The organism is Paenibacillus sp. VTT E-133291 (genome assembly GCF_002264395.1).
GTDB classification, from domain to species: domain Bacteria; phylum Bacillota; class Bacilli; order Paenibacillales; family Paenibacillaceae; genus Paenibacillus_AQ; species Paenibacillus_AQ nitricinens.
Window position 1 is genome coordinate 1 of the sequence record NZ_NFVA01000136.1, and the last position, 12,139, is coordinate 12,139.

9 protein-coding genes and 6 pseudogenes are annotated in these 12,139 nt (G+C 42.2%); 6 read left to right on the top strand and 9 right to left on the bottom strand.

Annotation, left to right across the window (positions count from 1 at the left end; all coding sequences use genetic code 11):
* Positions 1 to 294 (bottom strand): annotated as a pseudogene (locus CA598_RS29580) (putative iron-sulfur cluster-binding metallochaperone); the annotation flags it as partial.
* Positions 295 to 520: 226 nt separating this feature from the next.
* A pseudogene (locus CA598_RS33530) lies at positions 521 to 741 on the bottom strand (transposase); the annotation flags it as partial.
* 4 nt (positions 742 to 745) lie between these two features.
* Between CA598_RS33530 and CA598_RS29590 the strand changes: the two are divergent.
* Positions 746 to 1,252, top strand: a complete 507-nt coding sequence (locus CA598_RS29590) for a hypothetical protein (protein WP_256989973.1) — start codon at positions 746 to 748, stop codon at positions 1,250 to 1,252.
* 81 nt (positions 1,253 to 1,333) lie between these two features.
* Here CA598_RS29590 and CA598_RS29595 read toward each other — a convergent pair whose 3' ends face one another.
* On the bottom strand, positions 1,334 to 1,528 hold the full coding sequence (locus CA598_RS29595; RefSeq protein ID WP_094873110.1) for a DUF2933 domain-containing protein: 195 nt from the start codon (positions 1,526 to 1,528) through the stop codon (positions 1,334 to 1,336).
* A 340-nt stretch (positions 1,529 to 1,868) separates the two neighbouring features.
* A pseudogene (locus CA598_RS29600) lies at positions 1,869 to 2,144 on the bottom strand (DUF2935 domain-containing protein); the annotation flags it as partial.
* Positions 2,145 to 2,438: 294 nt separating this feature from the next.
* Here CA598_RS29600 and CA598_RS29605 point away from each other — a divergent pair.
* A pseudogene (locus CA598_RS29605) lies at positions 2,439 to 2,935 on the top strand (acetylglutamate kinase); the annotation flags it as partial.
* A gap of 589 nt (positions 2,936 to 3,524) precedes the next feature.
* Here CA598_RS29605 and CA598_RS29610 read toward each other — a convergent pair.
* The gene (locus CA598_RS29610) at positions 3,525 to 3,824 is read right to left on the bottom strand and encodes a hypothetical protein (RefSeq protein WP_094873112.1); all 300 of its coding nucleotides are present in this window, start codon (positions 3,822 to 3,824) and stop codon (positions 3,525 to 3,527) included.
* A 575-nt stretch (positions 3,825 to 4,399) separates the two neighbouring features.
* Between CA598_RS29610 and CA598_RS29615 the strand changes: the two genes are divergently transcribed.
* The 3 genes from CA598_RS29615 to CA598_RS29625 are packed head-to-tail and all read left to right on the top strand — an operon-like array spanning position 4,400 to position 7,827.
* Positions 4,400 to 5,497 (top strand): Fe(3+) ABC transporter substrate-binding protein, encoded by a 1,098-nt coding sequence (locus CA598_RS29615; protein WP_094873149.1) that lies wholly within the window; start codon positions 4,400 to 4,402, stop codon positions 5,495 to 5,497.
* A 3-nt stretch (positions 5,498 to 5,500) separates the two neighbouring features.
* Positions 5,501 to 7,150 (top strand): ABC transporter permease, encoded by a 1,650-nt coding sequence (locus CA598_RS29620; protein ID WP_094873114.1) that lies wholly within the window; start codon positions 5,501 to 5,503, stop codon positions 7,148 to 7,150.
* Positions 7,147 to 7,827, top strand: a complete 681-nt coding sequence (locus CA598_RS29625) for an ABC transporter ATP-binding protein (RefSeq protein ID WP_038592528.1) — start codon at positions 7,147 to 7,149, stop codon at positions 7,825 to 7,827. Before CA598_RS29620 ends, CA598_RS29625 begins: the two co-directional genes overlap by 4 nt.
* A gap of 313 nt (positions 7,828 to 8,140) precedes the next feature.
* Here CA598_RS29625 and tnpA read toward each other — a convergent pair.
* The 4 genes and pseudogenes from tnpA to arsA all read right to left on the bottom strand — a co-directional run bounded on the left by tnpA (position 8,141) and on the right by arsA (position 11,569).
* Positions 8,141 to 8,618 (bottom strand): annotated as a pseudogene (gene tnpA / locus CA598_RS29630) (IS200/IS605 family transposase).
* Between the two features lie 375 nt (positions 8,619 to 8,993).
* On the bottom strand, positions 8,994 to 9,434 hold the full coding sequence (locus CA598_RS29635) for a MarR family winged helix-turn-helix transcriptional regulator (RefSeq protein WP_094873115.1): 441 nt from the start codon (positions 9,432 to 9,434) through the stop codon (positions 8,994 to 8,996).
* 73 nt (positions 9,435 to 9,507) lie between these two features.
* Positions 9,508 to 9,780 (bottom strand): hypothetical protein, encoded by a 273-nt coding sequence (locus CA598_RS29640; protein WP_094873117.1) that lies wholly within the window; start codon positions 9,778 to 9,780, stop codon positions 9,508 to 9,510.
* Positions 9,781 to 9,802: 22 nt separating this feature from the next.
* Positions 9,803 to 11,569: an arsenical pump-driving ATPase gene (gene arsA, locus CA598_RS29645; RefSeq protein WP_094878796.1), complete on the bottom strand. Its 1,767-nt coding sequence runs from the start codon at positions 11,567 to 11,569 to the stop codon at positions 9,803 to 9,805.
* Positions 11,570 to 11,845: 276 nt separating this feature from the next.
* On the opposite strand from arsA, the pseudogene CA598_RS32035 reads away from it, so the two are divergent.
* Positions 11,846 to 12,139, top strand: a pseudogene (locus CA598_RS32035) (putative iron-sulfur cluster-binding metallochaperone); the annotation flags it as partial.

Consider the following 12,139-nt stretch of genomic DNA (forward strand, 5'->3'; position numbering starts at 1 on the left):
TCTTGTCCATCCAAAGCAGTAGCAAACAGGTACATCCAATGCATCGTCTTTTTGGAATACCGATACTTTGAGCATATCTTTGCCAAAGGTCTGCACATCGCTAAAATATACAACTTCACAAGATGAATTAGTGCAAAAAGAGTAAGGTAATTCAGGGTTGATGGTTTCTAATGCGGTTGGTTGAAGCATAGCCTTGAGTGTAATCAATTGAATACTTTTACCCTTTTGATGACAAGTAGGACATTGTAAAGGTGTTGTTGGCTTCTCAACGGATGTTTGACAACAGTTATCCATTTTTTATCACTCCCACTATAAATTAATATTTTCTCTTGTTTGCTCATTCGTTCTTAGATTTTCAGCCATTGACTTGTTGAGAGATGGAGAAGTCATGTAAGGATGACAATATTTTCTGGTGAAGCCGGTGGCGGGAATAGAGATTGGGGAACTTTGTCCCCAGCCCATGGATACTTCCTGTGATCGCACTTTGGATATCCACACCTTCTTTTGACGGCTTACCCTCTGACTTGCTTTTTTTCTTTCCGGAACTGTTCTCTTTGAGGTTCAGTCCGGCCAGCCGAATAATCTGCTGTCTATACTCGTAACCGCTTAGATCCCCCACTTCCGCAAGAAATCCCGCCAACGTAACTACAGCCACGCCGGCACGGTAAGCATCTCCCCAGTGCCCGGAATTTGTCACAGTAAACGCTCAACTTCAGCCAGAATCTCTTCGAGCTGTCTGGCGAGGGTGTTTGGAAACGACTTTAAAGGTTCTTCACTTGAATTTGTGATGGAAGCGATATGCAAACAAAAGCAAGTTTTCAAAGGAGCAGCTCACGCTTTTTATTGGAAACCAAAGCTTGGAATCCCCGATATTTATGAAAATGATGAACATCAACTTGCGTTTGGACATTTTTTAAAACAGATTTCTCAGACCCATGAAGAAAAAGATATCCTTGATGAGATTAACCACTTGGACAATCTAGGTATTAAAGGTTTAGGTCCCGCATCAGCTAACATCTTATATTTCCTTCACCCCACCTTGTTTCCACCCTTCAATACAGCGATTTTAAACGGCTATAACCTTCTATTTGGCCGTAACATCAAATTAGGTTCATGGTCTGCATATTTGGATATGCGGCAAGACCTAATTCAATTGAACCAAAGCTATCGCTCACTTCTCTCTATAGATCTGGGGGCTGTTGCCGGTTTAATGTTTCATATAGGATCAGACCGACATAAACTCAATTCTTAGTTAAGAAATTAATTAGATTTTGATAATCAGCAAAAGAGATAGCTCATAAGCACAAGTCGCTTAGGGCTATCTCTTTATTTGCTATTTGGTAAGGCTTAAAAGTTGTTTTTCCAGCCGTTCGTTCTCCACCGTTAACTCATTAAAATCTTGATGAAGTGTCCAATCCATCATAGATTGGTTTGACCGAGAGTCAGTACCATGGCTTCCTTTCATTCCAATCATCATATATATCATCATCAGCGGACAAATCAACAACAGCAATAAAGACCAATCCATTTGTATTCCTCCTATTTAAGTTGTTTTCTTTTTATATTTATATTCTAGTAAACTTATATGTGGATATAATGTTGAAAGAATGTGCATTCTATGTATTTATTGATAATCAAAAAAATGACCCACTCACTGTTCTTAAGGGAAGGATATGACTAATAATTATAGATTACATAAACTGATAGTTTCCTTTAGCTCGTCAACAGATTTCAGGATAGACTCGGAGGCTTTATTGATGATGTTAAGAGAATGCACTTGCGATTCCGATCAAATGAAGCTAGGAACACAAGCAGAAACTCTCCTGCAATTAGATGGACACGAGTAAACAAATAGCACGAGAAAGACTCCTAACTGCCGCTACTGGGGCGGCGGCATTGTGTACTTCTACATTAAATTCTCTGATCGTTTGAGGATCGGTGTTCATTTGGAAAGAATGAGCTCTTCTTTCGATGTCTTCAAAAATAGCTTGGTAATGATTAGCTTCATTGATCAATTGAGTATCTTCGCATCTGAAGCCTAATCGAAGGAACAAAGAGTGTTCTTTCATAATTCGCGACCAAAAACGAATTTCATCTAGTGACCGGGCCACAAAGGCGTCTGACAAATAAATCCCTCCACCCATTCTGTTAATAACTAATGTTACTTACACAACCCCTAAGATTTACTCATTTCCAAAAATATATGGCGCTTGCTTGTTCCATTATGCTCAAGATTATTTGTCTTTTTTCTTTTTTGTCTTGTATTTGTTCTCTACGAATTTTGAACATTTTGGGCGTATTAACCATAATATGGTGGGAACACATTCAAAGGAGGCTAAAGAGTATGTATCCTTATTGGGGATTTAGATATTCCACACAAGGTATACCTTATATTATTCCAAATCAAGTACCAACTTTTCTAACAAGACGGGTTGTTACTATGGGAACAACATGTTGTATGGACCAGAATGGCTATCATTAGTATTATTTTTAATTTACCTGACACCGATTTTGTTTTAACACGTCTCCTCCAAAACGCACCGATATGGGGAATTCACTCAAACCCTTCTATGGAGACAGTACAGCGAAAACATACAGTAATCTGATCAAAGAGCACTTAACAATCGCTGCGGATCTTGTAAAAGCAGCAAAGGCTGGCGATAAAAAATCCGCGGCAGATGCAGAGAAAAGATGGTACTCTAACGCAGACGAGATCGTGGAATTTCTAAGCCGCATTAATCCATATTTATCGAAAGAAGAATTCAGGAAAATGTTCTATGAACATCTGGCATTAACTAAATCAGAAGCGCTGTCGATTCTGAATCAAGATTACAAGTCTGGTATTCAGGTGTTTGACAAAATTGAGAGGGAAGCCTTAGAAATGGCGGATGCAATTACTGACGGAGTGATAAAACAATTTCCACAATTGTTTTGAAATGATAAGATACTATCCCGGCAAAAAGCCTTCAATTCTTTCTCCTCTTAGGAGAGGAAAAAATGAGGGCTTTTTTTGGGCCAATTAATGTATTAGATTACGGTAATTTTAAATCGGAATCGGCAGTGGGCTAACCTATTTGAATTTTAATTATATACCTGAGGTGTTTCTGCTGAACCATAACGCCGCGAAGCTGGCGGGATTGCCTGTACGGAAGTTGCTGAATACTGTATTCAAGCAAAGAAAAGCTACTCCATCACATCTATCCTTGCTGGCATAGAGCGTACCGGAAATCATTAGACAGGGTAATTGTAACAGAGTATGCACTACCGGGGAGAATCGGAGCCTAAATTAAGTAGCATAATTTAACGTCAAAGTTAAATTTACCAGCATTTTAATCACAGCGGGTCATCAGTCACATCATAAGGATAAGGATGATCTACCCCACCTTTACTCCAAAAGTCCAAATTCATTCATTTAAAATACTATTCTGAACACCATTTTATCTGCTCCGCTCTATTCTTCTCATGTAGGATGATTAACTGATTCAACACGAATATCCGCTGAACAATATCTTGCCGCTAAGCCATTATGCGTCGCGAGAATTAATAACACCTTTATGAAACCCTTTTTCGATTCCTGACGATACAATACTCTCCATCGCCTCACATACTACTTCACATGGCCACAATCCATTTTCCCCAACGGGAGTCTTGGAGAGTAATTGGCCAATACTCTGATCGCCACTCTCAGCACGAGCGAACTGGCGGCATAGGCGACGAACTTCAGAAATCCACTTATCAAGCGCGACAGCATCGATTTTTCCATTTTCATCAGTTCCAGGAATCTTAGTTATCTGATCGAGTAGGTGACGAGCAGCTGAAGCCATGACTGCCCGCTGTTCGGGGTTACACTAACTGCTGTTATAGCTTTTCCAATTTGGAGTGAAACCGTAGGTGTTCTTATCAGTAGTGGAAGTATGCTGGAAGAAAAGTTAGCTATGGCCCTGGCATTACTAATAGTTTCGTTCTCTATAACATTTTTAATTTCTTCAGTAAAGATAGCACTTGAATCAATTCTATTGATGCACTCAAGTGTTTGTTAATTGACACAAACCTCCTTCGAACGCACTCAAAGGAAAGTACGCTCACTCGTAGCAAATGGAACTTTCCAACCATGACTTCAAATCCTTGCTTCTTTGCCTCAGTTTCGCTATGTCAAACGGATGCAATTTCGGGAATAGTTTGTGTAAACTCATAAAATTCTTATATATGGAATTTATTCAACAAGGAAGTGGCTAAAGATGCTCGTTTTCAATTTCTTTTTGAATTTCCTTGATAATTGAGTTTTATTTTTATTGACATAAAGAGATCATAAAAGTTATCATATCCCTTAATGAGAATGAGAATGAGAATGAGAATCATTATAATTTCAGGGGGATGTTTTGGTATGATGAATATTGGTATGATGAATAGAAAGTTTTTAGTTCCATTGCTTACAGGAATCTTGACTGTCGGACTGTTGGCAGGCTGCGGCGCCAACAAGACCAATGAAACAAGCGCCGTTAACTCGGGGGAGAACCAGCCAACTGCAACTGCACAGGCTGCTGAGCAAGTAGTAAATGTTTATTCCGCTCGCAGTTATGACGTAGACGCCCTGCTGTATGAAAAATTCACTGCGGAAAGCGGAATCAAAGTAAATCTTATCGATGGCAAAGCAGAGGAATTGATTGAGCGTCTTAAGCGTGAAGGAGAAAGCACACAGGCTGACTTGTTCCTTACCGTTGACGGAGGCGTATTGAACAATGCCAAGCAGTCCGGATTGCTTCAGCCGGTAACTTCGGAAACCATCGATCAAAACGTACCTCAAGAACTTCGTGATCCCGACAATGAGTGGATCGGACTTTCCACACGCGCCCGTGTGATTGTATACGCTAAGGATCGGGTTAAACCCGAACAACTGTCCACCTACGAGGATCTGACAAACCCTGCTTGGAAAGGTAAAGTACTTGTCCGTCCTTCCTCAAGCTTGTATAACCAGTCCCTTCTGTCGTCATTCATTGAACTGAACGGAGAGGTGAACGCTGAAGAGTGGTCCAAAGGACTTGTTGCCAACTTGGCCCGTACTCCTGAAGGAAACGACCGTGACCAGGCGAAAGCTATCGTTGCCGGTGTGGGCGATGTTGCGATTATGAATACTTACTATGTAGGTCTGCTGCTGAACTCGGATGATCCTGAAGAAGTGAAGGTCGGGCAAAACATCGGTGTATTCTTCCCGAACCAGGAAACAACAGGCGCTCATGTAAATATCAGCGGCGCAGGAGTAATCAAACACAGCAAGAATACGGAAAATGCCTTGAAGCTCATTGAATTCCTGACCGGCGTAGAAGCGCAGACCATGGTTACCAATGAAAACTATGAGTTCCCGGTAAATGCAAAAACAGAGCTGCCTGAACTGCTCAAAACCTGGGGAACTTTCAAAGCGCAGCAAATCGATTTCAACAAACTGGGCGTTCACAATGCCAAGGCGATTGAGATCATGAACAAAACAGGCTGGAAATAACATATGCATCTAAACGCAGTTAAGGTAAAGTTAAAAAGACGCCTTAGCGTTTGGCGGATCGTAAGCTTAGCGGGGGCAGCAGTCATTTTGCTGCCCATTTTTTTCGTATTCCTCTCGATCTTTGATCCGCCGAACGAAAACTGGGTGCAAATCAGGCAGTATCTGGTCAAGGATTATATTTCCCAGACGGTTCAGCTGACAATGACGGTTGCCGTACTTACAGGACTGCTCGGTGTCACGCTAGCCTGGCTAGTAGCGGTGTTTGATTTTCCGGGGAAACGGTTCTTCAGGTGGGCACTGGTCCTGCCTTTGGCGATTCCTCCTTATATTGCCGCATTTACGTACAGCACGATGTTCAGCTACACCGGTGTTGTCCAGACCACTCTTCGGAACCGGCTCGGGATCGTCCCCGATCAGGAACTTATTACGTTTTCTTCAATGCGGGGCGCGGTTATTGTATTCACCTTGTTTCTGTTCCCTTACGTATACCTGATCACCAAATCGTTCCTGGAAAAACAGAGCGCTTCTTATATTGAGAACGCCCGGCTGCTTGGAAGAAATGGCTGGTCCATTTATATCCGTATCGCCCTTCCATTATCCCGGCCGGCCATTGCAGGTAGCGTCAGTCTGGTCATGTTCGAGGTGCTGAGCGATTACGGAGTCACCAGCTATTTCGGAATACAGACCGTGTCTACGGCAATTTTTCAGACCTGGTTCGGGATGTACGATGCCGATTCGGCCATGCGCCTTGCCGCCTGGCTGATGATTATTGTGCTAGGCCTGTTCTTTGTCGAAATGCTGCTTCGCAAACGGCGGGCTTACAGCTCTACAACCAGCAAATCGAGACCGCTTGTGCCAAGACGACTTACCGGATTGCCGGGAATATCGGCAGCCGTGTTTTGTATGATTGTCTGGTGTGCATCTTTCCTGTTTCCGCTTCTTCAATTGATCGAATGGGCCAGTTGGACCTTCGACACCATGTGGAATGGGGACTTTGTCCATCTTGTCTATCAGACCTTGTCCGTGGCTGCTGTTTCCACACTGATTATTATGGTGTTTGCGCTGATTGTAGCCGCTGCGAATCGTTCGCGTTCTACAGCTTCATTTTTTCTCTCCAAAGCGGTAACCGCCGGCTACTCCATTCCTGGAGCGATTATTGCCATCGGCGTGCTGGTCGTGTTCCTGCAGTTGGATAAAGGTTGGGCCGCTGTTCATCATCAGTTTGCATTAAACGGAACACCTCTGGTGCTCAGTTTAACCCTGGCCATGCTGGTTATGGGCTATGTGATCCGGTTTATGGCTACAGGATTCAATGCTGTGGAAGTCGGATTTGAGAAAACGGGACAGAAATTTACGGAAGCATCCAGGATGCTGGGGCTTGGGATGACGAAAACATTTATTAAAGTGGATCTGCCTTTGATCAAGGGGGCGGTAATGAGCGGTTGTATCTTAACCTTTGTGGAAATCTGCAAGGAACTTCCGCTTGCTTTGATACTCAGACCTTTCAATTTCGAGACCCTGGCTACAAAAGCTTACCGGTACGCGAACGACGAACAAATTTTCGAAGCATCCATCCCGTCTCTGCTTATTATCTTCATCAGCTTCATCTCGGTTTATGTAATGCATCGCTTAGACAGGAAGTGGGAAAAATGAGTATTGTAGAAATCCATAATCTTTCGTTCTCTTACGGACGGGGGATTCCCCCGGTTATCGAACGGTTCTCCTGCTCCATTGAAAAAGGGGATATTGTCGGCATTGTCGGCGCAAGCGGCAACGGAAAAAGCACGCTGCTGCGGCTGATCGCGGGCCTGGAGATTCCGGCTGGAGGGGAAATCCGGATTAACGGCGCTCCTGTGGTCAATGAAAGTACCTTTGTACAGCCGGAGCAACGGGGTGTCGGGATGGTATTCCAGGATTACGCGCTTTTTCCTCATATGAATGTCCGGAAAAATATCGAGTTCGCCCTTCACCGGCTTCCGAGAAAAGAGCGGGCCAAGCGTCTGGAGGAAATGCTTGACCTTGTCCAGCTTGGCGAATTCAAGGAACGTTATCCCCATGAGCTCAGCGGCGGGCAGCAGCAACGGGTGGCGCTCGCTCGGGCGCTGGCGCAGAAGCCGACGATTCTGCTGATGGACGAACCTTTCAGCAACCTCGATGCGGGGCTAAAGGAATCGATCCGTTCCGAGCTGCGGACGATCTTAAAGAAAGCGGAGATGACCTGCCTGTTTGTTACCCATGACCGGCAGGACGTCGAAGCAATAAGTGACCGCTCGATACATCTAAGATCAGAGCCAGATTTAACTGAGCGGAAATTAGTTTTTTATTCATAAAACATTCGCAACATTCAATGGCCTGTATTTACCCTGCATACACTACCATCGTCGCTTATTTACGACTTTTTCAAAAAAAATGTTTACGGTAATAGGAACAAGCTCTTGTCCATTCTTGGCAATGGGTACAAGTTCTTGTCCCGAGCAAAGGACAAGAACTTGTACCCATAAAATCAGGACCACCCGTCCAACGGGTGGTTTGCTCTTGGGGTATAACCCCCTGTTGCCAAACTGCGCCTAAAGACGCTAGCCTGACCACACATTTGTTCAGGCTCAGTGTAATTTATCATTTTCACTTACCCGTTAAACGGGCTTATTTCTTTTTGTTCCTTTTGTCACTGAATGGATCTTCGTATTCTTTTACACTCAATTTATCTATGGCTTGGTCATGTGCTTCTTGTTCACGAATGTATTTGGCTACGGTGGCTTCATTTAAACCCACGGTGCTTACATAGTACTCTTCCGCCCAAAATTTTCGATTCCCATACTTATAATTTAGCCCAGCATGCTTCTCAAAGATCATGAGCGAACTTTTCCCCTTCAGATATCCCATGAACGTGGACACGGCGATCTTTCGGCGGTATCGCTACCAGCATGTGTACGTGATCTGGCATCATGTGAGTGACCCTCTATGATCTCGACCCCTTGTATTTACATAAACGCTTGAAGATTTCGATCAAATCTTTCCTCACTTGATTATATATTTCTTTCCGTCTATACTTCGGGGTGAACACGATATGGTATTTGCATATCCACTTCGTGTGAGCTAGACTATAGCTCTTGATTGCCATCTATGACCATTCCTTTCCTTTGAGCCTGAACATCTCAATTCTATCGGAATGGTCTTGGTGGTCAAACCCTCGTTCCCTCCACCCGCATAGCGGGTGGTTTTTTGTTTCGTGCGTTTCACGCACTCAACTGGCTTAAGCCATAATAAAAAATCCGCGCCCTGCGCGGATTTCAAAAGGTATATGTTCTTGTCCTCTTACAACATTTGGTTATCATATCTTCGATATCTTCAGCTGCTATGTGATCGATCTAAACTGCAGGATCATTCGTCGTAAGGTATACTAACTCCTTGGCTAAATCAACAAAATTCCCTCCCTAATCGAGAGGATTAGATGTTATGAATTTGCAAAATGCAACGATACGAATGTTTCATATCCTTATGGTGAACAACACACTTTTGATTTAGCCATAGAATCATTAAGCAACTGAATAGAACGAATAACAGTTTGGCGCTCAAACTCATTCATATGCGAAAATACTTCCGTTAAATATGAATTCATTTGTTGATCAATCGTTTCAGCAATAAACTTTCCTTCAACAGTTAGGGAAAGGACATAGATACGACGATCACTAGGATCTGGTGTCTTTTGTACAAGCTTCATTTTAACTAAAGTTTGGATCTGACGGCTAAATGTTGTAATATCTGTTCCAAGTGTATCGGCTACTTGTTGTATGTTAGGATTATGCTGTTTATCTATTTCATATAGGATGTGGCTCTGTATGGGAGAGATATCAATTCCACCCGCTGTACAGCATACTTTATTCAATACTCCGAATCTCCGAGTCATAATCTGAAACATATCCCGCAAATTTTCCAAGTGACTTACCTCCTGTCCTTTCCCTTAGTTATACTTTATTTATTTGCATTATGCAAGTATTACATAATGGAATTTAACAGCAGCTAGATCCTTCATTCAGTATCACTAAATTCCCTTCATCTAAGTCTAAAATAATGTTGTTTAAAATAGTAACTCTCTCTGGCTCTATCACAACTTGAATATCATTAATGGTTTGAATATGATCCTCTATTTTCGCATCATCCAATGCAAGGTTTACATTTGGGTCACAACATCCTGAACTTGTTTGGGATATACGAAGGATCTTTCCTTCATTATCTTTCATGATGTTCTCAATGAATACTTTAGCACTATCCGAAATCTTCATATTCTCTTCCTCCAGGTCATTTTTAGTTTGTTACTAATTGTTTGAGTGCTTGATAACCAATAATCTCTTGATTATGCAATGGAATAACAACGAAATTTCCATCGGATGTGTCTTTCACGCGCTGAATCCATAGTTGTTCTCCCAATGCTCTTGTGTGAAGAATTGGATCTTGGGTATGAGTCATGATCATACTCTGGTTCACAACCCACCACTTTGGTGTAATTCCAGCACGTTGTAGATCCACAGACAGTCGTTCCGCCTCATAAACCGGTGTTGTCTCTGCAAGAGTTACAATGACAATACTTGTTTCTTGTTCATTCCGTAATCGAGGTAATAAGTTTTGAACAGATACAGGGACTTCACCTGAAGAATTTGCAATTTCTTTATGGTAAGATTCCGTAGCATCGAGTAGCAGTAGTGTATGACCTGATGGAGCTGTGTCTATCACGACAATCTCATTGTCCGCACGCTCGACAATATTAGCAAAAGCACGAAATACAGCAATTTCTTCGGTACACGGAGAATTTAGTTCTTCTTCTGCGTAAGCAACACCTTGTTCATCCATAGTTTCACGTGCTCTGTTTAAGACTTCCTCTCTGTATTTTTCAACTTCTTCTTTTTGATCAATTTTACTCATCGAGATGAGTGTCTTAATATCTTCATGCATGACATAATCAAGATGAGCAGCTGGATCCGTTGTTGTTAGATGAACCTTTTTGCCGCGTTCTGCTAATCCAACAGCAATTGCACTCGCCACAGTTGTCTTGCCAACGCCCCCTTTACCCATCGTGAAAACTACTCTTTGATTACGCTCTATAATATCATCAAGAATTGTAGTCAGATGAGGATAATTCACATCCGTTAGTTCTGAGATTTGATCTGGGATGCTTTGCGTTTCGTCGAAAAGTTTGCGCACATTTTCTACACCTGTAATATTAAATGGCACTAGTGGGACAGCCCATGTAGCAAGTGTCTTTAATGCTTCAGGAATGCGGTTTAGAGCTTCTTCTTGACGTGTAGCGAAAGCGGCTGCCGTAGCATCGGATAACATAGGATGATTCAATAACCCGTTAATGATAAGCATTTGGTTACGAATTCCCGTGTCAGCTAACTCTTTTGAAGCACGAGCTGCTTCTTGTAGTGGCGCAGTATCTGCTCTAGTGACAAGCACTAACGACGTTTGCATGGGATCAGATAATACCTTCACCGTTTGTTCGTATACGTCTTTCCGTTCGTTTAACCCAGCGAGTAATCCCATACTTGTGGTTCCTTCTGTACTATCCTCTAAGAACTCATTCCATGCATTGGGTAGTTGAAGCAATCTTAAAGTGTGTCCAGTTGGTGCTGTATCAAAAACAATATGATCGAATTCAGCCTGGATTTTCTTATCCGTTAACAGTGTAGAAAATTCATTAAACGATGCGATTTCTACCGTACATGATCCGGAAAGTTGTTCCTCCATTTGTTGAATGACCACATCAGGGAGCTTTCCACGATAGGGACCAACTACGCTTTCTCTATATTCTTGAGCCGCTTGATCAGGATCCAAATTTGCAACATAAAGATTCTGCACTTCCGGTATTTCCTTGTAATGCATATCTAATTTCGTATTAAATACATCTTGTAAATTGGACGCGGGATCTGTGCTTACCAATAGAACTTTCTTTCCTTGATCTGCTAAAGATATAGCTGTTGCACATGCTGTTGAAGTTTTACCAACTCCACCTTTACCAGTGAAAAATAAATAAGGTGTAATATCAATTTTATTAACATCAAATAATGGAATCATCTGTAGTACCTCCCAGGTTGTTTTAATTATTGGATCTTTTTTAGAAGATTGTTGCTTTTAATTGCGTATGCTACAATAGTACCGGACATTTGTTTGTACAGGGTAAAGAACAATGGGATGCGTTTTGTTATGGAGATTTTAGCGATTTTCCGAAGACGGAAGTGTTTGTATTAAACGGAATGGGAAATATCGTTATCGCCAACGATACTTGTACGTGTAAGGAAGCCAGATTTACACCTATTCGCACATTCAAAACTGTATAAGGAGTGATAAAAAATGGATAGCTGTTGTCAAACATCCACAGAAAAACCAACAATACCTTCTCAATGCCCTGGTTGTCACCAAAAAGGCAAAAGCATTCAAACGATTACGCTCAAAGCATTGCTTCAACCAACAGCGTTAGAAACTATTCACGCTGAATCGACTTACTCTTTTTGCTCTAATTCATCTTGCGAAGTTGTTTATTTTAGCTATGATCAGACCTTTGACAAAGATATGCTCAAAGTATCGGTGTTCCAAAAAGACGATGCGCTGGATGTCCCTGTTTGCTACTGCTTTGGATGGACAAGA

What these genes read in the sequence shown, in the direction of transcription:
- CA598_RS29595 (WP_094873110.1), bottom strand. Translation starts at nt 1,528, where the DNA reads ATGGATTGGTCTTTATTGCTGTTGTTGATTTGTCCGCTGATGATGATA.
- CA598_RS29610 (WP_094873112.1), bottom strand. Translation starts at nt 3,824, where the DNA reads ATGGCTTCAGCTGCTCGTCACCTACTCGATCAGATAACTAAGATTCCT.
- CA598_RS29615 (WP_094873149.1), top strand. Translation starts at nt 4,400, where the DNA reads ATGATGAATAGAAAGTTTTTAGTTCCATTGCTTACAGGAATCTTGACT.
- CA598_RS29620 (WP_094873114.1), top strand. Translation starts at nt 5,501, where the DNA reads ATGCATCTAAACGCAGTTAAGGTAAAGTTAAAAAGACGCCTTAGCGTT.
- CA598_RS29625 (WP_038592528.1), top strand. Translation starts at nt 7,147, where the DNA reads ATGAGTATTGTAGAAATCCATAATCTTTCGTTCTCTTACGGACGGGGG.
- CA598_RS29640 (WP_094873117.1), bottom strand. Translation starts at nt 9,780, where the DNA reads ATGAAGATTTCGGATAGTGCTAAAGTATTCATTGAGAACATCATGAAA.
- arsA (WP_094878796.1), bottom strand. Translation starts at nt 11,569, where the DNA reads ATGATTCCATTATTTGATGTTAATAAAATTGATATTACACCTTATTTA.